24 protein-coding genes are annotated in these 25106 nt (G+C 46.8%); 6 read left to right on the forward strand and 18 right to left on the reverse strand.

All coding sequences use genetic code 11. From position 1 onward, the window contains the following. Positions 1 to 16 precede the first annotated feature (16 nt). From G8768_RS13755 to G8768_RS13765, 3 genes are all read right to left on the reverse strand, one after another. A complete protein-coding gene (locus tag G8768_RS13755) occupies positions 17 to 1339 on the reverse strand; it encodes a M20/M25/M40 family metallo-hydrolase (protein WP_166845780.1) in 1323 nt (440 codons plus the stop codon). Between the two features lie 156 nt (positions 1340 to 1495). Then, positions 1496 to 1834 carry a DUF1330 domain-containing protein gene (locus tag G8768_RS13760; protein ID WP_166845778.1) on the reverse strand — a complete coding sequence of 113 codons (339 nt, stop codon included), beginning with the start codon at positions 1832 to 1834 and terminating at the stop codon, positions 1496 to 1498. 43 nt (positions 1835 to 1877) lie between these two features. After that, complete coding sequence (locus tag G8768_RS13765; RefSeq protein WP_166845776.1) at positions 1878 to 2516, reverse strand: MBL fold metallo-hydrolase; 639 nt, start codon at positions 2514 to 2516, stop codon at positions 1878 to 1880. An 84-nt stretch (positions 2517 to 2600) separates the two neighbouring features. On the opposite strand from G8768_RS13765, the gene G8768_RS13770 reads away from it, so the two are divergent. Further along, positions 2601 to 3479 carry a LysR family transcriptional regulator gene (locus G8768_RS13770; protein ID WP_166845773.1) on the forward strand — a complete coding sequence of 293 codons (879 nt, stop codon included), beginning with the start codon at positions 2601 to 2603 and terminating at the stop codon, positions 3477 to 3479. Positions 3480 to 3495: 16 nt separating this feature from the next. Here G8768_RS13770 and G8768_RS13775 read toward each other — a convergent pair whose 3' ends face one another. The 4 genes from G8768_RS13775 to G8768_RS13790 all read right to left on the reverse strand — a co-directional run bounded on the left by G8768_RS13775 (position 3496) and on the right by G8768_RS13790 (position 6361). Beyond that, positions 3496 to 4314, reverse strand: coding sequence for a formate/nitrite transporter family protein (locus tag G8768_RS13775; RefSeq protein WP_166845771.1), 819 nt, complete (start codon positions 4312 to 4314; stop codon positions 3496 to 3498). A 61-nt stretch (positions 4315 to 4375) separates the two neighbouring features. Then, complete coding sequence (locus G8768_RS13780) at positions 4376 to 4630, reverse strand: hypothetical protein (protein WP_166845769.1); 255 nt, start codon at positions 4628 to 4630, stop codon at positions 4376 to 4378. Between the two features lie 61 nt (positions 4631 to 4691). Further along, positions 4692 to 5573, reverse strand: coding sequence for a dihydrodipicolinate synthase family protein (locus G8768_RS13785; RefSeq protein WP_166845767.1), 882 nt, complete (start codon positions 5571 to 5573; stop codon positions 4692 to 4694). Positions 5574 to 5584: 11 nt separating this feature from the next. Continuing rightward, a complete protein-coding gene (locus G8768_RS13790) occupies positions 5585 to 6361 on the reverse strand; it encodes an aldolase (protein WP_166845765.1) in 777 nt (258 codons plus the stop codon). 113 nt (positions 6362 to 6474) lie between these two features. Between G8768_RS13790 and pdxR the strand changes: the two genes are divergently transcribed. Continuing rightward, positions 6475 to 7932 (forward strand): MocR-like pyridoxine biosynthesis transcription factor PdxR, encoded by a 1458-nt coding sequence (pdxR, locus tag G8768_RS13795; protein ID WP_166845763.1) that lies wholly within the window; start codon positions 6475 to 6477, stop codon positions 7930 to 7932. 36 nt (positions 7933 to 7968) lie between these two features. Here the strand turns inward: pdxR and G8768_RS13800 are convergent, their stop codons facing one another. From G8768_RS13800 to G8768_RS13810, 3 genes are all read right to left on the reverse strand, one after another. Beyond that, positions 7969 to 9291 carry a serine hydrolase domain-containing protein gene (locus G8768_RS13800; protein ID WP_167202775.1) on the reverse strand — a complete coding sequence of 441 codons (1323 nt, stop codon included), beginning with the start codon at positions 9289 to 9291 and terminating at the stop codon, positions 7969 to 7971. Positions 9292 to 9377: 86 nt separating this feature from the next. After that, entirely contained in the window at positions 9378 to 10739 is a 1362-nt protein-coding gene (locus G8768_RS13805; protein WP_166845759.1) for a cupin domain-containing protein, read from the reverse strand. A 114-nt stretch (positions 10740 to 10853) separates the two neighbouring features. Beyond that, a complete protein-coding gene (locus G8768_RS13810) occupies positions 10854 to 13184 on the reverse strand; it encodes a TonB-dependent receptor (RefSeq protein WP_166845757.1) in 2331 nt (776 codons plus the stop codon). Between the two features lie 150 nt (positions 13185 to 13334). Here G8768_RS13810 and G8768_RS13815 point away from each other — a divergent pair, with 150 nt between their 5' ends. Further along, the gene (locus tag G8768_RS13815) at positions 13335 to 14270 is read left to right on the forward strand and encodes a LysR family transcriptional regulator (protein WP_166845755.1); all 936 of its coding nucleotides are present in this window, start codon (positions 13335 to 13337) and stop codon (positions 14268 to 14270) included. 107 nt (positions 14271 to 14377) lie between these two features. Here the strand turns inward: G8768_RS13815 and G8768_RS13820 are convergent, their stop codons facing one another. Together G8768_RS13820 and G8768_RS13825 are read right to left on the reverse strand one after the other, a co-directional pair. Next, positions 14378 to 15250 (reverse strand): TauD/TfdA dioxygenase family protein, encoded by an 873-nt coding sequence (locus G8768_RS13820; RefSeq protein WP_166845754.1) that lies wholly within the window; start codon positions 15248 to 15250, stop codon positions 14378 to 14380. Between the two features lie 38 nt (positions 15251 to 15288). Next, on the reverse strand, positions 15289 to 16065 hold the full coding sequence (locus tag G8768_RS13825) for a class II aldolase/adducin family protein (protein ID WP_166845752.1): 777 nt from the start codon (positions 16063 to 16065) through the stop codon (positions 15289 to 15291). A 148-nt stretch (positions 16066 to 16213) separates the two neighbouring features. Here G8768_RS13825 and G8768_RS13830 point away from each other — a divergent pair, with 148 nt between their 5' ends. Then, positions 16214 to 16867, forward strand: coding sequence for a Crp/Fnr family transcriptional regulator (locus tag G8768_RS13830; RefSeq protein WP_166845750.1), 654 nt, complete (start codon positions 16214 to 16216; stop codon positions 16865 to 16867). A 139-nt stretch (positions 16868 to 17006) separates the two neighbouring features. Here the strand turns inward: G8768_RS13830 and G8768_RS13835 are convergent, their stop codons facing one another. Together G8768_RS13835 and G8768_RS13840 are read right to left on the reverse strand one after the other, a co-directional pair. Next, a complete protein-coding gene (locus tag G8768_RS13835; protein ID WP_166845749.1) occupies positions 17007 to 17654 on the reverse strand; it encodes a glutathione S-transferase family protein in 648 nt (215 codons plus the stop codon). Positions 17655 to 17711: 57 nt separating this feature from the next. Continuing rightward, the gene (locus G8768_RS13840) at positions 17712 to 18263 is read right to left on the reverse strand and encodes a cysteine hydrolase family protein (protein ID WP_166845747.1); all 552 of its coding nucleotides are present in this window, start codon (positions 18261 to 18263) and stop codon (positions 17712 to 17714) included. Between the two features lie 100 nt (positions 18264 to 18363). On the opposite strand from G8768_RS13840, the gene G8768_RS13845 reads away from it, so the two are divergent. Beyond that, positions 18364 to 19347, forward strand: a complete 984-nt coding sequence (locus G8768_RS13845; RefSeq protein ID WP_166845745.1) for a GlxA family transcriptional regulator — start codon at positions 18364 to 18366, stop codon at positions 19345 to 19347. A 23-nt stretch (positions 19348 to 19370) separates the two neighbouring features. On the opposite strand, the gene G8768_RS13850 is transcribed toward G8768_RS13845, so the two are convergent. The 3 genes from G8768_RS13850 to G8768_RS13860 form a co-directional block, all read right to left on the reverse strand. Next, positions 19371 to 19667: a hypothetical protein gene (locus G8768_RS13850; protein ID WP_166845743.1), complete on the reverse strand. Its 297-nt coding sequence runs from the start codon at positions 19665 to 19667 to the stop codon at positions 19371 to 19373. Between the two features lie 866 nt (positions 19668 to 20533). Next, positions 20534 to 21556 carry a phosphotransferase enzyme family protein gene (locus G8768_RS13855; RefSeq protein WP_166845741.1) on the reverse strand — a complete coding sequence of 341 codons (1023 nt, stop codon included), beginning with the start codon at positions 21554 to 21556 and terminating at the stop codon, positions 20534 to 20536. Between the two features lie 26 nt (positions 21557 to 21582). After that, complete coding sequence (locus G8768_RS13860) at positions 21583 to 22857, reverse strand: aminotransferase class III-fold pyridoxal phosphate-dependent enzyme (protein WP_166845739.1); 1275 nt, start codon at positions 22855 to 22857, stop codon at positions 21583 to 21585. A 433-nt stretch (positions 22858 to 23290) separates the two neighbouring features. Between G8768_RS13860 and G8768_RS13865 the strand changes: the two genes are divergently transcribed. Continuing rightward, positions 23291 to 24001 (forward strand): helix-turn-helix transcriptional regulator, encoded by a 711-nt coding sequence (locus G8768_RS13865; RefSeq protein ID WP_166845737.1) that lies wholly within the window; start codon positions 23291 to 23293, stop codon positions 23999 to 24001. A 302-nt stretch (positions 24002 to 24303) separates the two neighbouring features. Here the strand turns inward: G8768_RS13865 and budC are convergent, their stop codons facing one another. After that, positions 24304 to 25071: a meso-2,3-butanediol dehydrogenase gene (gene budC, locus G8768_RS13870; protein ID WP_166845735.1), complete on the reverse strand. Its 768-nt coding sequence runs from the start codon at positions 25069 to 25071 to the stop codon at positions 24304 to 24306. Positions 25072 to 25106 lie beyond the last annotated feature (35 nt).

Here is a 25106-nt window from a genome sequence, read left to right on the forward strand (position 1 = left end):
CGACGTTTCAAGCCTCTCAGTGTTTGTATTGCTTAGCCAGACGATGCATTAAAATCGCTGCCTTATGAATGTTCTTTGTAAAACTGTCCATGTCTGCCACTTCATCACGGGTGTGACCGCCCGAGCCCATTAAGCCCAAACCATCCAGCGCCATATCCACATGATCCGCCGCAAAAGAAATGTCCGCGGCACCCGCTTTACGCGGATTAACCGGAGCAACAGGACCGTAGTTCAGATCTTCACTGATCTGGCTGTATTGCGTTAACAACTTTCGGTTTGCATCCGTAGGAGGCATAGGTGGGTAACCTTCGGCGAAAGTCAATGTAGCCGACGTGTGCTTGAGGTTTTTCTGCACAATCTTTTTCATGGTAGCTTGTGCCTGGGCCAGCTCTTTCGGGCTTAAGGTACGCAAATCCCCTTTCACCATCGCGGTTTGCGCCACAATATTACTCTTACCCGCCATCGCCGCCGCATTGCTCACATCCAGCTTGAGCGCCTCATTCCCGGCCACCAACAAACCGGGGTTGACCGTAGCAGCACCCAGGCCATCAATTTGCTGGCGGAAGTCATTTAGAATTCTCGCCACCTCATAAGCTGCACCATACCCGACTTCATCAGTAAAAACCTGGGAGGAATGCGCCGGTCGTCCACTGACTTCCAGGCGCCAGCCGATGGAACCACGGCGAGCAATGACCGCTGTTTTAATGCTGCTGTCGCCGTCTTCAAAGCCCAGAGCAATATCGGCCCATTTGGCACCATCAATAATGGCTTTTTTGGATAAGGACAATGGTCTACCGCTGCTTTCCTCATCACCGGTAAACAAAACCCGGACCTGCAAGTCCTTCAACAACCCTTCAGCCTTGAGCGCCCGTAATGCGGCCACCACAATGGTGTTACCGCCCTTCATATCCGTGATGCCGGGGCCGGCAACTTTGCCATCGCCCAGATCACGATAGGCCTGAAAGCTGTCATCTTTGGTAAATACCGTATCCAGATGCCCGATCATTAAAATCTTCGGACCGCGTTCGCCGTAGCTGGCCTGCAAATGCCCCGCACGATTAAAGTCCTTGCCGGAAATCCATTCCGTCTTGAAACCCAATTCATCAAACTGCTGTTGATACAAACGCCCTACTTTTTCAACCCCGGTAAAATTCATTGTGCCACTGTTGATATTGACGGCGGTTTTCAATTCTTCCAGCGCCTGGGGCAATTGCTGGTTTGCCCGCTGGACGATGTTCTTTTCGATCGTCGTCAGCTCAGCATGGCTTAGACCGGCCTGCAGTAGCGAAGCGAGTAAAAAACTGCCAGTGAGTAAACGTTTCCAGCCAAGTGGGTTCATAAAGGCCTCTTTCCTGCTTTATTTTTCGAATTGCCGATTGCTATTTCCATAGGAACTGGACGATGTGAATAAACAAACGGTCACTGGATATCGATTCTAATTAAAGCGAGGCCTTCATGCCAGATTTCCTGAAAATCGTGGTTTGAAGCGAATGGGCTACTCGCTCCAGTCCTCAGGGTCGAAGCCCTCTACAGCAAAGGTAAAGTTGGGAGGAATGGCATCGGTCCGAAGGTGTTTAATTGCCTGATATTCCGGGGAATGCCAGAAGCTCTGCAAGGCTTCCATGGAAGGAAATTTAAACAGTGTAAATCGGGCACCATCGTTCCAACGGCCTTCAAAATGATCCATAAATTGATCCGCCGAACCCGCAATCAGAATTTCAGCACCGAACTTTTCCATTAAGGGATGAGCCGCTTCACCATAAGCTTCCAGTGAACCGTGGCCTTCGGTCATAAATGAACTGGCAACCAGATACGCAGGTTTCTCTTGTAGCATAGTCTTTTCCTCATGTCATTTGTATTGGAGTCGCGCATCGGAATCAGGTGAGGCGTTCCAGTTTTTGAATATTGTGTTCAATCGCCTGATTCCATTCAGCCGGCGTAAGGTCTAATAAGCCAACATCACCGACAAAGCCGCTGCTCATCACCAGATCCGGTTGAATCCGGCCAAGTTCTTTTAAACTGCCAACGAGCGCCGATGCACTGCCACCCGCCTTCGGCATGACAAACGTCGACCAGTCCCCATCCCACAGAAAAATTGTGTCACCCGTGAACAAGTAGGACTTTCCATGGGGGGATTCATAGAAAAAACACAAACTGCCATCGGTATGGCCCGGGGTTTCTATAACATGAATATCTTGCAGTTGAGTCGTACCTGGCTCCAAAACCAAATCCACAGGCGTGTACTTTTCCAGATATGGGGCTTCAAGTGCGCTACTCGCAAGCGTCAAGCCAAAGCGGTCCTTAATTCGAGCAAGCGACGGCGTCGCTTCATCACGGTGGGTCAACAGTTGCAGTTGTGCACCCCCCAAAGCATCCATCTGACGAAGGTCACTCTCATTACCGCTGTTGTAAAACAGAACATTTCCCGCTGGACGAAGCAATAAATAAGCGTAGCTGTTCAACATGCCGGAGCTGTAACGGGTACTTTGCCAAAGATCAGGTTGTAGCTGTTTCATGTTTGGGAAACCTCCGTTTGGCTTGATATTCATACTATCTAAAAATAAGATTGATCAAAGTTAATAACCATCGGATTTGCTGATATGTATAACCCCGAACAACTAAGAATGTTTATCGAGGCGGCGGATCTGGGCTCCTTCTCCGCATGCGCACGTAAGTTGGGCAAAGCACAATCGGCCGTCAGCCAGGGGATCGCCAATCTGGAGATCGATTTGGGCACAAGCTTGTTCGATCGCTCTACGCGAAAACCCACCCTCACCCCGGAGGGTAAGCGTTTGCTTGCCTATGCCCGAGTGGTGTTGCAACAAATGGAAGAACTGAATACCGCAGCCCGGGCCATAGGTAAACAGGAAGAGACAAGCATCAGCCTTGCCATAGAGCATGCGCTTCAGAAAACCGCGCTCAGTCAAATCCTGTTTGAATTTCAACGTCGATTTCCCGCTACAGGAATTGAGCTGATCGCAGCCGCCAGCCCTGAAATCATTCCCATGGTTGAGAGCGGGCGTGTTGATCTCGGATTGATGTTTTCAGACATGTCCTTCAAGCGTGAAGTGGATTTGACGTTTATCGGCAACCTGCAATTGATTGCCGTCTGCTCATCCAGTCATGCCCTGAGTACACTCGAAACGGTCGAACTGTCACATGTTGCCAGCCACCCGCAAATGGTTATACGCGGAGCAAACAACCAAGGCCTGGATCACGACGCCGCCATTTCATCCATGAGTTGGTCATCGAACAGCGTCCATTGTTTGATTGAATTGATTATCCAGGGCATTGGTTGGGCTTATCTTCCCACCCACCTCGTGGAGGAACATATTACCGAAGGGAGATTGCATAAACTGCCCATGAGACTGGATGACAAACCCTGGGCGCCCCCTGTGGATATGGCCATGCAGAAAAACCAGGCGATGGGCCCCGCATTGACGTGGCTGGCAGGCAACTTAAAGCGAATGTTTGAATAGCATCTGTCTGGCCTCATCAGCGCGCCTTCGTCGTTGTTTCGGTGTCCGCATCCACGCTCACACATTCGGCAACATCCAGCGGCCGGGAAAGATACCAATAACTCAATCCAACAAAAAATACCCCGCTAACGACATTGCCCAATGTCACCCACAACAAATTAAAGCCTGCGCCCTGAATGCTGATGCCTTCAATCTCTGGCCCCAACAATGCCAGGGAAAAGACGGTCATATTGGCAACACTGTGTTCATAACCGCTGGCAATAAACGCGAACAGGCACCAGAAAATGGCAATACACTTTGCAGCGTCGCTGTTCATTCGCGCAGCCATCCATATGGCCAAACACACCAACCAATTACACAAGATGCCGTTGAAAAACAGCTGAACCGCTGTAGCATTCATTTTTTTATAGGCGATCGTTTGCAAAGCCGTATCGGCGTTTTCGGTCAAGAGCCCACCACCCAGTTTATACATGCCGGCAAGCAGTACTGCACCGGTCAGATTAGCCAACCAAACAACAACGGCAATATAAATGGCTTGCGACAGCGTCATTCGATTGTTGAGTACACCAAATGTTGTGTACATGGTGTAGCCCGTAAACAAGTCGGCGCCCGCAAAAATCACCAGCGTAAGTGCAATGGCGAATGTCGCTCCCATAACCAATTTTCTGGATTCAGGGCTCGCCTCCGTTCCCAGCACCAAAATAAGGATGATACCGATACCAACATAGGCGCCCGCCAGTATTCCTCCCAGCCAGACCCTTGACGGCCGCTGCTCCAATAGACGAGCTTTCTTGCTTGCCTGTCTCGAAAAAATATCAACTTGCACTTCATACATAAATTTTAATCCACCCCTGTATCATGCTCACGGCTCTCGAAGTGACAGGATTGATCCGGGGTCAACCTTCCCCCATCAAACGCCAGACTCGTTCTTCTTCCATATAAGATACGCACATGAACCGGCAACCCCTGCCACAACAGTTTTCTTCGGGAATACCGCTTAATTGTCCTTGGTCCCAAAGGTATTTGGACTCATGGTCAAACACGGCTTCGGGCAAAGCCGATAGACGTTTGAGCTCTACGCCATGGAGACCATGTGAGCCGGCATTTTTAAGAAAGCGAACAATCGCGTTTGAATTTTCCGAATCACACATGAAATAAACACCTGTCAAACCGGGAAAGGCTTCACGTTCTGCAAGCCTTTCCCAATGGGTATCACCAACTCAGATCAGCCAACATGTCTGTCATACGTTGTTTCGCAGAATAATCCAGAGGCAATAATGGTTTTCGAGGTTCACCAACATCATTGCCCTGAATGGCCATCCCTGACTTCACTGAAGCCGCCAAACCGGACGTCACAATGAACTCAAGAAACTCGTATTGCTGATAAAACAATTCTCGTGCCTTTTCACTTTCGCCTTGCTTTACTGCCTCAAAAAGTTGCTTGGGTCTCTCTCCAATTAAACAGGGTGCGGCAGTACACCACCCACTTGCACCGGCATTAAGCGCTTCCAGAGCCATGTGGTTACAGCCATTAAAAAACGGGACCTTACCATTCGATAATTTATGGATTTTGTGCATCCTCTGTATATCGCCCGTACTCTCTTTAATCATGGTGGCGTTCTTGATGTCACTGACCATCTTCAACATAAACTCAGGCGACATATCCACACCACAGGTCGCAGGGTTGTTGTAAATCATGATCGGCAGAGAGCTTGCATTCGAGACACTTTCATAGTGGGAGAAGACTTCATCTTCACTCAATTTGTAATAGGAAAATGGCGACAACATAATCATGTCAGCCCCGATATCGAAAGCGTGTTCAGCACAGATAACCGCCTGCTCTGTGGTGAGTTCGGCAACACCGATAACTACCGGGACTCTTCCACCCACATGCTTGACAGTGAAGTCGGCAACCTGCTTCCATTCAGACTCGCTCAGATACGCGGCTTCACCCGCACTGCCCAGAGCGGCGATCGCATCCACTTTTGCATCGAGTAAAACATCAATCACTTCACCCAGCTTTTCCAGATCAACATGCTTGTTATCGTGACTAAACGGCGTCACGGGATAAGCAATAATTCCTGATAAATTCATAAACGCTCCCCTTATATACAATCAGAATGGTTTTTCAGTGCTTGCCTTGCGTAGTAGGCAAAATTGACTTTGTTTCGTTTGTCCGTGGAGGTCCAGTCATGGGCTTCTTTCGCCAACGCGGGCGGCAAAGGCTGAATCTCCCCACCGGACATCGCCAATAGCTGCAGCTTTGCAGCGCGTTCAATCAACACCGCAAGGTTGCAGGCCTCTTCAATATTTCTTCCCGTGACAAGCTGGCCGTGATGAGCCAGGAACACGGCCCGGTTATCCCCGAGGGCTTTGGAAATTAAAACGCCCTCTTCATTTCCAACAGGAACACCCGGCCAATCCGCAACAAATGAACAATCGTCGTATAAACCACTGGTATCCATATGGGAAATCACCAGTGGCACTTCCAACATCGACAGCGCCGCAACATAGGTTGGATGTGTGTGAATAATGCAATTCACTTCCGGGTGCTCTTTATAAATCCAGGTGTGAAAACGGTTGGCTGGATTAGGCATGCCTTCGCCGTTCAGGGGCTTGAGATCTTGATCCACCACGATCAGGTTTTCCGCTGAAATTTCGTCAAAGCCCAAACCAAATCGTTGAGTCAAAAACGTATCGTCGGTATCGGCTCGGCAGGTAATCTGCCCTGCCAAGCCCGCATCGTGGCCCTTGTCAAACAGAATGCGGCAAGTGAGCGCCAGCTTTTCCCTGTCCGTCAGACCAATATCTTTAATCAGCGCCTGCATATCGTTTTCAGCGCTCTGCATCAGCTCCTGTTTGGTTTTATCCGCTGTTTTCATGCAACTTCTCCTTTCAAATCAGTTTTGACAATGCGCGTACGATATCGATAAGCTGGCCCCAAAATAAGATCCAGTATTTACATTTTCAGTGGTCCAGTTAAAAGGTGAGTGATATGTTAAGACCTTGGGAAACCCAGTTCTGGCTGGAAGACAGCCCTGGCAAAACCCTGCATGCGAGGCTGTTAAATACACTGACCCGGGATATAAAAGACGGACGACTTGCGCCGGGAGATATGCTTCCAGGCTCACGCTCCCTCGCGGAGCAATTGGGGGTAAATCGAAAAACGGTTCAACAGGTTTACGAAGAACTGGAAGATCAAGGATGGCTACTTACCCGACCAAGATCGGGCACGTATGTATCCGAAAACCTGCCCGAACAGGGGCTAACAAACACCAACAAAAATCTGATTCGCAGCACCCACCAGGCCAGATCACCATCAGTATTGGTCGAAATGTTGTATCAAGACGCCGTATTCTCCGACAACAGTTCGGCCGTAACCAATGATGGTACTCCCGACTCGCGATTGATTCCCTATGAATTACTCGCGCGAACTTATCGCAGGGTTTGTATCAACTTGAGCCGTCACTCCAAGCTCGGCTATGGAGATCCCAGGGGTACCATGGAGCTGCGCCAATCCGTCAAGAAAATGCTGTCCGGTGATCGATTTATGAATTGTTCCGTAGAACAAATTTGTATTGTCCGGGGCAGCCAGATGGGCATTTACCTCGCCTCGAGAATTCTCGATCCAAGCAAGGGTGCCATTGTTATGGAAGAGCTGTGCTACCCACCTGCCCGGGCCGCCTTCGAATCTAATGGCTTTAAGGTATTAAGTTGCAAACTTGATCACCAAGGACTTGATATCGACAACTTGAAATCAATCCTCGCCAAACACCCTGTTGCCGCCGTTTTTGTCACACCTCATCATCAATATCCCAGCACCGTTTGCTTACCGATGGATCGACGATTGGCCTTGCTGGATCTGTCAAAAACCTTCAAGTTTGCGGTTCTGGAAGATGACTATGACCATGAATTTCACTACGGAGCAAACCCGATTCCACCTCTGGCCAGCCTCCCGAATTCAGAGAACGTCGTCCATATCGGCTCAATGTCGAAAGTTTTCGCGCCGGGCTTAAGGCTTGGCTATATCGCCGCAGATTCCCAATTTATTGAGCGCGCAGCACAGGAGATTGTTTTAATCGATAGACAAGGGAATACCGTTTCCGAAATTGTGCTTTCCGATTTAATGGAATCCGGAGAAGTCAGGCGCCATATCCGAAAAATTCGCAAGCAATATGAAAAGCGACGAGATTTTGCAGCTGCGGAATTCAAACAAGTCTTCGGAGACAAAATCTCTTTCACACTACCCACCGGAGGCATGGCGATATGGATAAACATCTCGAAACTCGTTCGTGGTCGCAAGCTGAACAGTTTGCCAGGAAAAGACTCGACGCTGAGCACACTGTACACTGATCATCAAAGCTCACCCACTCACTTGCGTTTTGGGTTTGGCGCCTTGAGCGAGGCAGAAATAAGGCATTCGATCCTGCAATTGTCAGAAGCCTTGAAATGAATGAGCAACCCCTGAAGGATCATTGCACTCGCCGCATCAGGGTGCTGAAAGTGCCTTAACAATAGCATCATGCATCGGCGTGACTATGTGATCCAAATCCGCTGATGGAGAAGTTTTTGCCGACCCGAATCGGGCAATCACAATCTCAGCTTGGGGATCGATATACAAAGATTGTCCGTAAGCTCCCCGGGCCTGGAGCGCGTTTCGCCCTTCGAGGTGGCGGACCCACCACTGGGATTTATAGGATTGGAAACTCGGCGAGACTTTCCCGTTCATTCCAGCCGCGAACTTGTCGACACAGCCCCCTTTGAAGCAGTTTTCGATGGCTTCCGGGCTGAATATCTGTCGTCCATTGAGCTGACCTCGGCTCAGTATCAATTTCCCAAACCGAGCAAAGTCTCGTAAGGTCATCGAAAGCGTTCCCTCAGCGCCCCAACCATCAACCATGAAATACGCATCTCGCTCCATGCCCAAAGGCTGCCAAATTCTTTCCGATACCAAATCCGCCAGGCTCATACCGCTGACCCGACGAAGCAGCCACCCTAACACACTGATATTCGGTTCCCGGTAAGCAAAAGCCTTGTTATGTTTTCCTTCCTTGGGAATATTCGGCAGGTATTGGTAGACCGAACGAAACGCTTTTACGCCAGGTGGATGGGGTAACATTCCCATAGCCATTAAGTACCGATACACTTCCGAATCCGGGCGACGATAATCTTCATCAAATTGCATCCCGACAAGCATATCCATCACATCAACTACCCGAGCATCCTTCCAGGCTGCCTGCTTCAGTTCCGGGAGATAGTGAGACACAACACGCTTTTTATCCAGAACACCCTCGACCGAGAGCTGTTCGGCGAGTGTTCCCACAAATGATTTGCTTGCCGATTGAATGACGTGCCTTGTGTTTGGCGTACAATGCAAAAAATACCGTTCTGAAGCAATCTTTCCCTTATGCAGCACCAAAAAGCCATCGGTGAAGCAATGCTTCAATGCCTCTTCGAGCTGCATTGTTCTTCCATCGAGCGTGTGTATTGACAGGCTGAATACATCTTTATCGGATGTGTCCAATTGGCTCACAGGCTCTGAACCGCGCCATACTGAACGTGTAGGCACAAGCTCTTCAATGTGGCATAAGCTCCACCTTATTTGAGGAAACCTCGCATAACTGCCATCATTGAACTGAATGATTTGATCAGGATTGGGAGGAAAGCCTTCCATCCAGTTTTCTTCAGACTCGATACCGTCAACATTGGAAGGTGAAACCGGTTTAGTCTCGACGGCATCTGCCAGTCCGGAGGAAATACCAAGTAAGGCGGCGCCTCCACTCGCCTTCAGAAAATGCCTTCTTTTCATCATTAATCCTTTCTCATGAAATCGAAATCATCTCAGGCTGGGCTATCCAACAAGCCAGCAATTGCCAAAGATAGCCCTCCTGTTTTTATTTACTCGTGGAACTTGAAATCATCAGGCAGGCGCGCCGAATCGGGTTGCTCAGGCAATTGCTCAAGGAGTATGAATGGGCGCTCAAAGACACTGCGATCTCCATTCGGTGCAAAAGTTGAAGAAAATGATCTGAACACCAGACCATCAACAATTCCTCTCGCTAAATGGGGCGAGTAGCTGTTATTGAAAAGAATATCCCCCGGAAGGCTTTCGTACAGTTCTCCATCTACGCCATAAACAACGGGCCCACTCAACACATAATAAAATTCGGGAATAACATGGCTATGCTCCACGTAGGTTGAGCGTGCCCCCCAGGCAGACTGGGAGAAATTAAAATCCCACCGACCATCGGGACGTGAGGCCCTGAATATCGCCTTGTGCCGTGCGATATTTATCATTTTGTCCGCTACTTCCAACAATGATCCCAGGTCGTCAGAAAAGAAAAAGCCACCTGATTTCAGTGTTTTCGCAGACAACCACTGAATCTCACTTTCGTGCCCGAATACCGGTACATTGGGATACAGGGGATCCAGCGCATTAAACGATTTTGCCAAAGCCTCAAGTTCATTGAGTTTTGAGCCATCAAACGGTTCTGAAGAAGCATCATTAATGATCCCATAAGCCTTGTCGATTTCTCCCCAAAACAGGTAACCGGGTTCAAAATTCGCCTGCGCAGGCTGGATATGCTGATTGGAACCCGTCAGATAATAACCGGCATCAATGTAACTCTGGTCACCGCCCGGAGCCCAACGCACCCAAACCATTCTCAGTGGTTCTTCATTGGCAGCTTGAACACTTCGCGGAACATAGGGCTCCAGCTTTACGGTAGAGCCTGTCGTTACTTTCGATGCCTGCTTTCCGACATAAACCGTTCCTCGCCCACCGACCACAACAAACATTCCTGGCGCACCATCCGCATGAAGTGGAAGGCGTCCGCCGGCGCCGATAGCCAACTGATTGATCTTGAGATCGGGATGATCAAAAGCAATTTTCAATTTTGTGCTCGACAATAAGGCATCAACAGTTTCAGAGTTTGCGTCTCTCAACTGCGTCCAATCAAATTGCAATAACTCATCCACTCCGAGCCAAGGCATTTTCGAAGAACGATGTCTGGCTTTGTATCGAGGTAAGGGAGATGGCGTTGCTGATGATGCCATATCATGAGCACGTCGCTCACGAAACTCAGCATACTTGTATCCATACGGGTCGTCAGGGTCATCGATTCGGGAGTAAATCTCCGGATCAATTTCATCATCAACTTGGCTTGCTGCTGTAGCCTTGTCTAACTTGCTGGTGCAACCGCTACTTATTGTAAAGGTGAACATGAATATCAATCCCACCAGATATTTGGGTGAAAGCATAGCAATGTCCTTAAACGTGAATTCGATAGAGTTGAATAATTGGCAGATTCAGTGACTTAAAAAGGGGGGGAAAGAATTCCCCCATCAATATCTCACCAACGTGACAGAAGTCATCTAATCAAAATAGTAGCGCGCCTGAAGCTCATAGGTTCTTGGCGCTTCATATTGTCGGAAATAGGCATTGTCAAAACCCAGCCTCTGCCCTGACAAAGTGGCATCGTTTGCCCAGTTGAATGTGGTTTTGTCGGTCAGGTTTTTTCCGACCAGTGCCAGCGACCACTGACCGTCATTAGATTCCAGAGACAATCGCGCATTGACTTTGGTATGCGCCTTCTGAACTGAACGTCTATCTCCGTTTGGTGCGACATGGAAGTCATCGCTATAGATGCCTTGAACGCTGGCGATGAGCCCCAAACTCTCGGTAAGATTGCGACGATACTGAATTCCCAATTGACCACTGATTTCAGGCGAAAACTGGAGAGTAGTTCCGGAAAGGTCTTGCGGATTGGTATTGCTGCAATCGCCAGACAACAAGTCTGCGACGAGACAGGGGCCATTCTTATAATTCTTATATTCAGCATCTAGCCAAGCAATTGCGCCATTGACTTCGATGGTTTCAGTTGCGGCAACCGTAAAATCAACCTCAACGCCTTGAACTTCCGACTTGGCAGCATTACCGACAATAAAGCTGGCCGACTCAAAGGAGCTGACTTGCACATCGCTGTACTCACTCACAAAGTACGCAGCGTTGACCCTGGCACGACCATCCCACAACGTTGACTTCATCCCAAGATCAATAGACTTAACCCCTTCATCTTCAAACTCTCGGGAACGATCCATATTGTTCGAGGTGTCAAATCCACCGGCTTTAAAGCCGGTAGCGAAATTGACATAGGCCATGGTGTCGTCGCTGACGTCCCATTGAAAATTCAGGTTTCCAGTAACATGATCTTCACTTCGTTCCAATTCATAACTGTACGTTGTAAAGAAACTAAACGCCGTATAAATGCCATTCAATTGTGCATTGCTCAGTGGTGAGCTTCCGGTCAAAGACGAAACGGTATTGTCTTTATCAATTTCCTTCTTGTCATCTGAATACCTCAAACCGAAAATGGTTCGAAACTCAGGCGTGATGTTCCAGGTAACTTCAGCAAACGCAGACCAGGCCCGCGTTTTCTGCTCAGTTACTCCCCGGAGCAATCCATCAATGGCTCCGACAGGAAGTGCCGGATTGCCAATGGCTGCAAACACAGCTGATTCCAACGGTGGAACACTGGACCATTGCGTTCCAATATCAGTATCAATGTCCAGAGTCGCGGTCTGATAGTAAATACCCGCCAAATATTCAAACACTTCCCCTTGTGGCGATGAAAACAAAAATTCCTGGGTGAACTGCTCATTGGATTCATCGGTACATTGATCAATTAAATCAATGGAGGTGTAGTCAACATCCAGGCAACGCTCAAATTCATATTCGGTATAGGAAGTGATTGATCGCAATTGGCTTTCACCCAAATCATAATCCCAGCTTAACTGGAGAATGGTAGATTCCGTATCGTCCTTTACCTCGCGGCCTGGACGGCCAGGTGTTTGCGACTGTCGATAGGCATCCGGTATGGTTGCGGCGAAATCAGGATCATTCAGGCCAAAAAGAAAAACAGATCCGGGTTCGGCATGACTGATGGTAGAGTTGGCACCCACCGTCCCCCACTCACCGTATTCAGCTTTCAAAGTAAATGTGGAAACATCACTGGCATCCCAAACCAATGTTGCACGGATGACCTCATTGTCCTGAGAGGTTCCATCCGTCGCACCCGGAAATTGATTCTCCATCCAGCCGTCACGCTCAAAGGTTTTTGCAACCAGCCGGCCCTTCACCGATTCGCTGATCGGCCCGGTCACCATTGCCGTCAGAGCGCGTCCGTCCAGTTCGGTTTCATAACTGCCTTCAACATACGCAGAAAATTCGTCTTCGGGCTGAGCGCTTGTAATATTGATGGCACCGGCAATGGTATTTTTGCCAAACAACGTTGATTGAGGCCCTTTCAACACCTCAATTCGCTCCAGATCCAAAAACGCCGCACGGGAATTTCGTGCTCGACCAAAATACACCCCATCAATAAACGTACCAACGGACTGTTCGAACCCCGAGTTATTTCCAGAACCAATACCACGGATAAAAATCTGATTATTGCCACCGGATTCACCTATATGAACGTTGGGTATCTGAGCAGATAACTCATCAAGCTCGGTAAGACCATACTGCTCGATGGCCTCCCCACTCACCACAGAGATAGCAATAGGTACATCTTGTAATCCCACCGCTCGCTTTGTCGCTGTAACAACCACTTCCTCAAGGGTGGCCTGGGCGAGAGTCGTCGTTGAAGCGCCCATACTGACAGCGGCCACGGCTACGGATATCGCACATTTATTGTATTTATTCATATCGTCTCCAGTTTTGTGCTTAAAAGGTTGAGCCTCTGACAGCACCCACCCAATTCACTGGCGCAACTGTAACAACTGACGACTTATATAAAAAATTTTATATCGGTATAATATATATTTACTATGTAAATATCGAAACCAAGGTAAGCTATGGCCAACTTACGAAGAATTGATCTCAATTTACTGACCGTATTCGATACCGTAATGGCCGAAAGGAATATGTCCCGAGCAGCTGACAAAATAGGCATGAGCCAACCCGCGCTCAGCCTGGCCATTTCCCGGCTTCGCCATATTGTTGGCGATCCCCTATTCGTTCGATCCGGACATGGTGTGCGCCCAACACAGAAAGCTATGGACATGGCCACTCCCGTTCACAGGGCTCTGAACATTATTAACGGCGCTCTGGAAACTGAGAGTGAATTCGATGCTGGGACAAGCCACCGTAATTTCAGCCTTGCGCTGGGTGATGCGGGGGATTTATTGATACTGCCAGAACTCATGCAACAACTGGAGGAGAGTCAGTCTTCTATTCAAATTGACAGCCTACCCTTCCATGCAAGCGTCATTAAAAAAAGCATGCTACTCGGAGAAGTCGATTTATGCCTATGGATAGAACCCTTTGATACCGGCGAAGACGAGATATCATCACAAAAGATCGCCACGGAAAAAAATGTTTGCATCGTCAGAAACGACCATCCATTTACCGAAGAAATCATAGACTATGAACAATATGCCAACATGAAACATATTGTCATGAAATTACCCCGTGACTATGGCACGACCGTTGTTGATCGAGAACTGTGGAAAAACAATCTGAAACGGGGGTATAGCATTAAAGTCCACAACCTTCATGCTTACCCACTCATTCTGGAATCCACAGATCTTGTGGGGACAGTCCCCCTGAGTATTGCCCGCAGATTTGCATCCAAGTACAACCTCAGAATAATCCAGTCACCCATCACCAGCGACTTACCGGTTTATCTAAGCTGGCCTAAAACCCTGGACTCGGATGCTGGCCATCAGTGGTTGAGAAATCGAGTGGCCAACATTTATCAGGAGCACCTGTTCACCGAATCAACCGATTGAGCAATCTCGACTCTGGCCATAATTCAATCTTGTAAGAAAAAGCCCGAATAGTGAATTCTTCAATCAGATTTAGCCTGTTTTTCAGCTGAAAAGCAGGCTAAATACCATTAAAAAGGCCTTTCCCCGAGCACGGTGGTGCGTAACATTTCACGCGCAAAACCACGGTAGTCATTTAAAGCCAGATGAACAGTGCAACGGTTGTCCCAAATGACGAACATATTCTCTTCCCAGCACAAGCGCGCACTGAATGCAGGCTGACATACCAATTCGCATAAATATTCAATAATGGGCTGGGCTTCTTCAGGTTTCATGCCCGCAATGCCGACCAGACTGCCAGGATTCGCGTAAAGTGATTTTTTTCCGGTACGAGGATGGGTGCGTATTAAGGGGTGAATTGCCGCGTTACGTATATCATCCGAGGCATTAAGATCCATCGCCTGATAATCGATCTTGGACTCTTTGTCATTGAAGTAGTCTTGCATACTGTAGACGCCGGACAAACCTTCGAGCATCGACTTCATATTCTCGGAAAGCTCTTCATAGGCAAGGTAACAGTTACCAAACAACGTATCCCCACCATAAGGAGGTACAACCCGGCTATACAATAGCGTTAGTGAAGGCGGCCTTTGTAAAAACGCCGAATCGGTATGCCATACACCACCGAATACGAGCGGCAGCTCCTCGTCTGCGGCTTTGGCAATTCGCAGAATATTAGGGTGACCTTCAATACCCTGTGTGAATGCGTCGGTCCCAAACTCACCAAATAGTAAAGTAATGGCTTCTTGATCATGGAAACTCAAATCTTGGTTTTTAATAAAAACCATCTGATGCTGATCCAGAGCGTCTTGAAGCTCTACAAATGAATCGTCACATAGTTTGCGTAAATCCAAACCTTCAAGCTCTGCACCCATGGCTCCGCAAAGCGGTTTGGCGGTAAAATGTTGATACGATTTTGCTGCATTACAATGAGGGGGCTGCATATAGAAATCCTCTATTTTATTGGCGTATTACTTTGTTTTCATGATGACCAACACCAATCTGCAAAGTGTCGTTTCACCTTTCGCAACATAGCTGGCCAGATAAGTTGGCTACCCGTTTCACCAAACAAGTTCTGCTGTGATACCTGCTGCGCCACCAGCTCGACAATTTCATCGTTGATGGTCAATGGCTGCTGACTGCTGGCACAAGTTTTTTGCTGGAGAGTACAAGCACTTTCCAACATATACATCGCGATAAATGCACTACCGCAATTTTCCCCAACCGCCATAGTGCCGTGATTTCGCAAAATCATAAGACGCTTGTTTCCAAGGTCTTCTACCAGCCTCTCACGCTCAGCCAAATCCAAGGCTATACCTTCATATTCGTGATAACTGATTTCGGAAAGAACCGTTAAGGCTGTCTGATTTAATGGCAAAAGCCCGTCTTTGTGACTGGCAACAGCGATACCATCGTCGGTGTGTAAATGAAAAACACAATGGGCATCGGCTCGGGCCTTGTGGACAGCGGAATGGATGGTAAAACCGGCGGGATTGATGTTGAACTCAGTATCCTGCAATTTATTGCCGTTTATATCTACCTTCACCAAATTCTCGGGCGTAATTTCCTCAAAGAGGAAGCCCATTGGATTGAGTAAAAAGGCATTTTCACCGGGTACACGCAAAGAAATATGCGTGAAAATCAGATCCGTCCAGTCTTGTAGAGCAGCCAGCCGATAGAGTGCGGCCAAATCGACTCTAGCCTTCCACTCATCGCTTGAAAAAGCTCGTGATGGATCATTCTCTTTGACATTCGGCATGATGAAGACTCACGGTATTAAATGATGAAAGATTGAATCATTCGTAGCGGTAGATTTATTATTGTGTAAGTAGAATAAGGATCTCGAAGACGCCAGTCTGTCGCAAATGTGACATCTGATAACAAAGCACCATGACAGGGGAAAGAGGATGGATAGATTGCAAATAAGCTTCAATTGGCTAAACCAGTTGGAGCCAAATGTCGCGCAGGCGGTCCAATCCAGCATGAGCATCAGGCACTACAATGCCGGCAGCACCGTGTATCACTTCAATGACCCTGCAGATAACATTTACCAAATTGTCAGTGGTGAGGTCCAAGCTAATCACGTCGACAGCGAAGGAAATGAAATTCTTTACCATATTATGACCGCCGGCGACTGCTTTGGTGAGGTCGCCGTCATTGAACTGGCACCTCGGGCACAAACAACCGTAGCCAGAGTGGATACACAACTCAGCGTTCTACGAGGCGAAGATTACAATCGCTTAAGCATCCAGTACCCGCAGATCAACCAGATTTTGTTAAAGCAACAGTGCCAACGATTGAGAATGGCTTTTTCTTTATTGGAATCCGCGGCGATTGGAAATTTGCGTCACAAACTCCTCAAGCGTTTACAAGGACTGGCTGACATACATGGAACGCCACATAAGTACGGTATTAAGCTGGCGATTTTCTTATCACAAGAAGAAATGGGACGTATGCTGGGCGTAAGCCGGCAAAGCATCAACCGAGAATTTGGTGTACTTCAAAAACAGAATAAGCTGCTGCTTGAAGATGGGTATATTGTTTTGTGTGAGTCGAATTAGGGGCGGCCGACATTTGCGAAGAATACCTGAATACCCCCAAATATCGTAACTGTCATGCAGCCCCCAACTCGAGTTTGAGTGCTATACAGCTTGAACTTCAATGTCAGTGTTCATACCGTTTAGCACCAAACGCGGGTAGTCAGCCCGCCATCAAATTCTGACCAATCTCAACATCTTTATGTTGATCATCCAATATAACTGACTTGATATCGGCCCTGCCAAACATCCGATCACGATAGTTAACAAGATTTTCATAAGGACTGACTTCCACACCGGAGCTGGAAGAAAGAACAAAAAACCATGTTAAATACGCATCCGCTGAAGAAAAGCTGTTACCGACGAGGTACTCTTTATCGGCCAGATGTTTGTTCAAAAGATCAAGTCGAGCCGGCGCCAGATTAAGGAAACGCTCTTTAACATCGGCGGTCGCCTCATCATAAAAAACCACTCGAAAGATCTGTTTATGAAGCTCCGTCGAACAAAAGCTGATCCATCGGGATATCTGAAGAAACTCCGAACTCGAAGGCTCCCTGTAAAATGACGCATCCTTAGAATTGAGTTGAACCCATTGCAAGCAAGTCGAGGTTTCCGTGATGATTTGTCCATTGCAATCCTTAATCACCGAAACCTGTCCCAGAGGGTTTACATCAAACAACGATCCTCCACCCTCTAGTTCCTTGGTTTTCAAATTCAGATAGGCAATATCCAAGGGAACACCACCCTCTGCTGCCGCCATTCTTACCGCCAAAGAGCACGCCAGCGGCGCATGAAATAATGTATTGTTCATAAAACTCCATCGATCCTATTCTGAGCTTTTGATTTTTCAGCGAGATCCATAAAGGCTCTATTCACTCGCCAAGTATTCTGTAGTCTTTACAACATTGGCATAGGCAAAACTCAGCGCAGACATATAAGCCGCATGCACATCGTTTGCGTTAACCACCTTGTCACCGAATTCCAAATCTCGGGAGGCGCAAGCATCTTCAACAACTGTAACGCTAAACCCAAAATCAGAAGCCGCGCGAGCAGCGGCATCGATACACATATGACTCATCGCGCCTATCATCGTCACATCGGTAATACCGTTGCTGTCGAGAACATTCTTCAGATTGGTATCCTGGAAAGAATTCACTGCATTTTTTGTGATCACCACCTCATCGCCCAATGGTTTTACATTATGGTGAATCTCTGCCCCTTCTGAACCCGGCGCAAAAAACGGAGGGTTCTCGTTCAGGAATTCGTGCCGGATATGAATTACGAGGCCTTGTTCATGGCGGGTAGCCTCCAAAATGGCCGCTGCGTTTTTGACCGCAACATCCATATCATGAAGCTCCCAGGCTCCCCCCGGGAAGTAATCATTCTGTATATCAATAACAATCAGTGCACGCTTCTGCATACGAAAACCCTCGACATCTCATTTAAGGTGAAAGGATCTTAGTAAAATCAACACTGAAGGGAAATGGCACATGTGACACATTTGGAGTAACATGTGCCACATGAAAAATACGGCGATAAATCACAATATTGGGGTGCTCGCGTACCCGGGGGCTCAAAAATCCGCTATCTATGGGCTAGTGGATCTGCTGTCGATCGCTGATTCCGTCAGGAAAGAAGGCGATAACACAGGTTCAGCATTAACCCCCGTAATTATCGAGAGCTTTGGCGAAGACTTATCGGCACACCAGGATCTGGCAGCGATTATTATTCCTCCCAGCCTTGAGAAAGATCTTGGCAATTCCAGTTTTGAAGTAATCACCCGATGGCTTAAAGCGCGACATGATCAAGGAGTTCTCATTTGTTCTGTTTGTGCCGGAGCCTTTATCCTGGCGAAAACAGGGCTTATAGAAGGCCGTACAATCACAACGCACTGGATGTTCGAAGAGCAATTTCGGAATGACTACCCAAACATCGACTTGAATATTAACAAGCTCATTGTTGATGATGGCGATATAGTCACCGCAGGTGGGCTCTCGGCCTGGATGGACCTGGGGCTTTTCCTGGTCGGAAGGTTCACCAGCCCCTCAATCATGCTAAACACCGCCAGAATCTTTCTTGTCGATATCAAAGGCAGAGAGCAGTCTTTTTTCAGCACCTTCACACCCAACTACAACCACGGCGACAAACCCATCGTAAAAGCGCAGAGATGGGCACAGCAACATTTCTCAAGTGCAATGAGCGTTTCAGACCTCTCGGACCAGGCATCCCTGTCAAGACGTACATTTATTCGGCGATTCAAAAAAGCCACACACCTGAACCCATCCGAATACATACAGCAGCTGAGAATTGCAAAAGCCAAAGAAGGGCTTGAACTCACCAATGAACGAATTGAAGCAATCGCCTGGAGCGTGGGCTACGAAGATGTCAGTGCATTCCGCAGAATTTTTCAAAAGTCCACCGGACTGAGCCCCACAGCCTACAGACAGCGCTTTTCTGTTGCCGAAGAAAATGCCAACCCTATAAACTCGGGTGAAAGTTTTTAGCTCTACACATCGAGCAACAAAGACTACAAACGACAACTCTTATATTCAGTAAGATTGAGGTGAAGCACACTCTCCTTACCGCGAGAATGACTCACTACATAGGTCACAGTACCCGCTTCAGTATGAACAATATCAATTTGCTCTATATGACCTTTTTTATCCAATACAAACTCAACATCTTTGCCATTCCCCAGCTTGCACGTTAATACTTCACATATATTGGTTTTTCCACAGGTGATCGATATCGGTTCTATTTTCTCAGCCTGGGCGCTGGAAAAAGCAAACAACAGAAAAACTGAAGCTTTACAAACATTATTCATCGTTATTCTTACTCACCACCGATACAGTTATTGAAATATCATACCCATGGATTTCGAACTTAGCCAAAGTCGCTTACAGCAAATCCAATGACCGAACTATACCCTTAACATTAACCGAAACTCCAGTCCCGTTGCATACCTATTTCTCTCTTTGCGCACTTTCAGTGTCGACCTATGGATGGGGTCTTTTTGGTGAATGTCTGCAATTCAGAGTAAACTACCCCACCAAAGAGTCTGATACGAATCTGCGCGTAATATATAAACACCTCATTATTCCACCTTGAAGTTGTAATAGCCACAATGTTTGCTTCCCAGTACAGCACTTCACAGGATGCCGTACTCAATGAACCGAAAGAGTGTAAACTGGGTTCTGAGTAAAGCAGAGTGATTGAAAAAGCAGTAGGAACAAGCCCAAAGCCAGAACGTACTCATAGCATAACAAATAGATGCTGCAGTTCTACGCCAATGATGGATTGAGATAAGCTTTAATTTTTATCAATACTCTAAAATACTTAAAGCCCCACCCCTTCATGAGTTACACTTTGGTTACATCAACAATAAAAATAACAATCTTTCACCACACCCAAATGCAAGTTGTATCAAACACCTTAAATTTATACACACAACATCGTAAATGACGATATCCGATTGCAAGTAACTTTACGCTAAAACAAACATTAGCCAATTGCCAAACTCTACCTCGATGAAAATTTGGTGGCAAAATTCTTCTTTAGGCACCGCTCTAGTGTCTGGAAAAACTCCAACACTAACTTACACACAGTTCATCAGCGCCCCTAGCACCAAGATCTCACTGCATTGATCAACAACCACATCGATGGAAGATAATCAGCTTTCAAATACTCGCATCATTTTGAGCTTAAATATTCGTCAGCAGCTTTACACACATTCTCTATAAACATAGGTGTAAAATTGTCAACAATGTCGGATTCAGGTCGACTTTTTACCCAACCTAAATAGGTTGTTCCTCTTGCTAGCATAAACAGCGGCAAGTAAGAAAGCTGTTCATCACTAAGCCCCCTGTTGGCCCTATAGCCTTCAATCATAGCCTGCTTTAGAGCCTCGTAATTGCTTTCCCACCGTTCGAAATATAAAGCTGTAGCAACCTCGAATAAATGCCAACCAAACCCCGCGTCATCGAAGTCAATAACTCGCACGCTGTTGCCATCTACAAGTACATTCTCACTAACTAAATCAGCATGAATCATTCCATACATTCGATCATTTTCTGGCTTGCTCTTATAGAAAGCCAAATCTACCCTTAGCCGGTCTCGAACTTCAATCATCAATTTCGTTTCAGAATTAGATAGGCTCTCCAATTCCCAAAATCGCCCCCAAAGAGGATTTTCTCCAACAAGTCCCTCTATGTCCCAGGCTTTACGGTAGAACCCCTTTGGAGATAGCCAATTTACAGATTGATTATGAATCTTTGCAGCAATCTCACCAAGTACTTTAAAATTGCTTGTTAACACTTCAAGCGGTACAGATCCATCACCACTTAAGTGTTCACCATTCACCCATTCGAATAAGTCAACCTGCCTTCGGCCACCATGAATATAAGAGTCAATTACGACGTATAGCTCTCCCGTGATGTTTCTAATTGGTTTTGGCACTTCAACGCCGCTTTCCTGCAATGCCAGCATCCACTGAAGCTCAGACCTAAGTTCTGAATCTGAGTGATAACCCACTCTATGCATTCTCATAGCATATCGAGTGCCATCCCCACGTCTAACCTCAAACACAGCATTTTCACGCATTTTGATTAGCGTAATGGTCGAGCCTTCTAACCCCCATTGAAATAGCAAACTATGTGCTAGCTGCAATAATTTATCGGCTTGCTGGTTAGGGGAAGCGCCATAAAAATCAATCATAATTGCTCTCAAAAGTGGGGCTAGTGTTATATTATTGTTAAAACATCGTCTAAAGTTGATACTAGTTGATCAACATTTTCTTTGTTGAAAACCAAAGGAGGACGCATTTTTAAGATATTATCTCCAACACCAACTCTATTTATTAATACACCTCGCTTATACATTTCGTTAACCAATTGAGTGGTTTCGTCTGTAGCAGGCTCTTTAGTTCCGCGATCCTTAACCAAATCAAGAGCCATAAACAAACCATGCCCCCGGACATCGCCTATTATCTCATGACGCTCTTGAAGTTTTAGGAGTTCAGCTCTTGCATACTCTCCGACGCTAGCTGCGTTTTGCATCAAATTTTCCTGCTCTATAACTTCGAGAACCGCCAAACCCGCAGAGCATGAAACAGCATTGCCGCCAAACGTGTTGAAGTACATTACATTTGCGTGAAAATGATCAAGCAGTTTTTTAGTCGTTATAACCCCCCCTATTGGATGACCATTTCCCATAGGCTTACCCAGGGTTACGATATCGGGGGTGACTCCATGTATCTGGTGGCCCCACATGTGCCCCCCAGTTCTAGCAAACCCTGCCTGAACCTCGTCACAGATAAACAACCCACCAGCTGACCTAACCTTCTCGACAGCCTTCTTGAGGTACGTTGCAGGAACATCTGGTAATCCTTCGGCCGAAAATATCGGGCAAAATAGAAGGCCAGCAAACTTGACCCCTTCTTTTTCGAATGCCTCGATAGCCTTTTGGACCTCATTAGCATATGCCTCTGCCAACTCTTCATCGCTTCCTTCAAATTCCGGCCTATAGCTATCAGGAAAAGGAACTGCTTTCACATTCGGGCTGCTTGGGGGCTCCCCATTGAAGGTAGCAAGCTCCCAAACAGCTGTTGAATTTCCATGATAAGTAAAAGAGCTACAGATAATTCCCATGCCACCTGTATATTTCCGAGCCAACCTAAGTGCAATTTCATTAGACTCGGTGCCCGTACAAGTAAATGTGGCAGAATTCAGTTGATCATCGAATGTTGCGCTTAACTTTTCCGCATAGTCGAGAATAGTTTCATCAAGATATCTGGTATGAGTGTTTAATTTAGCCGCTTGAGTAGAGATAGCTTCGACAACACGAGGGTTACAGTGCCCAACACTGGGAACATTGTTATAACAGTCTAAATAGCGCCTACCCTGTGCATCATACATCCAGACACCTTCGGCCCTAACAGGGTGAAATGGGTTCTCATAGAAGTAATACGCATCCCCTATCAGCCGCTTTCTTCTTTGAAGTAGTGTTTCCTGTTTCACAACAAGCCCTCCTATAAAAATATGTATCGATGTGCTTTCCAACAAGCTATTGAGCTGGCTTTTAACCTAGACAGGCTTTGCTAGCTACCTGAACAGAGATAAACTGAACTCAGTTAAGTTTTTAACAATTTCTCATTTAATCTATCAATTCGATGCCTCAATGCTCTGATTAACATAGCTTATCGACTAAGCATACTCACTGACATCAACCGGAAGGTTGAGATCAAAAAATGGTAAATCTGAGACCAAACCCCTGAAGCCAGACTTCCTCATATCCTGGTATTTGAGATATCATGTACAAAATGCCCGGGGAAGCCTTTTTCCAAATTGAAGAATTTCCCCACAATAACTGACTCGGTGGGAACACCTTTAAGCGATTCCTACCCAAAGATGGCGAGTCAGCACATTTTGCATCACGTGGTGGAGCTAAATAATGAAAAAGGAGCCCTTGGATACATACCCGTCAAGGTTTCAGCATGAAGCCCTTGCGTTAATTGAAGGATTGGTAAGTATAACCTCCTCAGCTTTTTATCTGATTGGTGCTAATTCCAAGCACCATCAAACAGTGCGTCACAATTTGCCTTCCGATATTGGAAAGCAATACAGTCAAAAATATCACTCCATGGACCCTCTGTGGCCATCCCAATTTAATAACACTTGTGATCGAGTGGTCACGATTGACTCAGTCCTCCCTCAAAACAAACTTCATAAGACGATCTATTACCAGGACTTTATGAAGCCGAATAACCATAGGTACGTGGCCGACATTTTATTCAGGCAACAAGGAGAAGTTATCGCAGTCATTAGTTTGATTCGCTCACAAGATATTGGACAATTTAGCGAGGAGGAACTTAGCGCACTAAAAACATTGCAACCCTTTTTAGAATTTACTCTAAACTCGATTTACCTTCCCAAACGTTTCAAAAACAGAGGAACTCTGGGAGAACGCTTTCAACTTACACCGAGAGAGATTGATGTTTTAGAACGCGCAGTCTCAGGATTAAGTAATAGTGACATAGCAATTGATTTGAACATTAAATTGTCCACTGTAAAGACTCACCTGATCAGTGTTTTCAAAAAAGCTAAAGTGTCGTCCAGAGCGGAGCTCATTGCGAAAGCTCTAAAGGAGGTGGAGGTCCGCTGAGATATTCAGCAAAGCTGGCCATTGGCCTATGGAAATGCATTTTCTTGAGCCCTCCGGTTATACTCCACCTTGAAAAGTCGTCAGTAAACTGGCACAAGACGATTCCCGTCGTCAAATTAAAAGCACTATAAAATCAACAATACCTTCTTTAAACGCACCCCCCGAGCAGTATTAAGCGGATTCCCTCAAAACATTTCTACACTATTCAAGTCTAGACATTCAAGATAGCCGCTTTGTACTTTTATCCGGAAGCTTTCAAGCAGAACTACCACTACCAGGTTGAATGCTGCTTTACACCTTCTTTAGCCTGTAAAGTTAGGTTGGCCACTGGAAGCCATAACCCCACCGTCAACCGGAAGAATGGCACCATTGATAAAACTTGCATCGTCACTTAAGAGAAAAACGATTGGCGCGGCGATCTCTGATGGTTTTGCGGCACGCCCTAGCGGCATACGATTTCGCATCATTGCCATCATTTCTTCGCTGCCAGTTACAAAACTCGCCATGTCGGTATCTGTCAATGCAGGAGCTACTGCATTGATTCGCACTCCCTGCCCACCTAATTCAAGTGCTAGAGAATGCGTAAAATTAGTTACTGCACCCTTAGATGCGCAGTATGGACTAAACGCCCATTCTCCGCGAACTCCAGATACAGAAGACACATTAACAATTGAACCTTTCACCTTTTTAAGGTGCTCAATAGAAAGGTTGATCATGTTAAAAACACCATCAACATTTACCGCCATCACTTTTTTCCAGTCTTCTAAACTCACATCACCAATTGGCCCGCCCACTACAATGGCCGCGTTATTCACTAGACCGTCCAAACGACCAAATTTTTCCAGATGAGCATCAATCAGCAGCTGTACATCCTCACGATTGCTCACATCCCCGGGTACCGCCAGAGTATTAATATCTTGATCAATATCTCTTAATACTTCATCCAGTTTGTCTTTTCTGCGTCCAAAAATCGTAACAGACCAACCCCGCTGAACCAGGAGCCTGGCTGTAGCTGCTCCCATGCCTGTGCCACCACCGGTTACGATAGCCGCTCTTTTTACAACTGACATGATTTACTCCTTAAAACTTCAAACTTATCTATATT

It is taken from the genome of Pseudoteredinibacter isoporae (assembly GCF_011602085.1).
Taxonomy (GTDB): domain Bacteria; phylum Pseudomonadota; class Gammaproteobacteria; order Pseudomonadales; family Cellvibrionaceae; genus Pseudoteredinibacter; species Pseudoteredinibacter isoporae.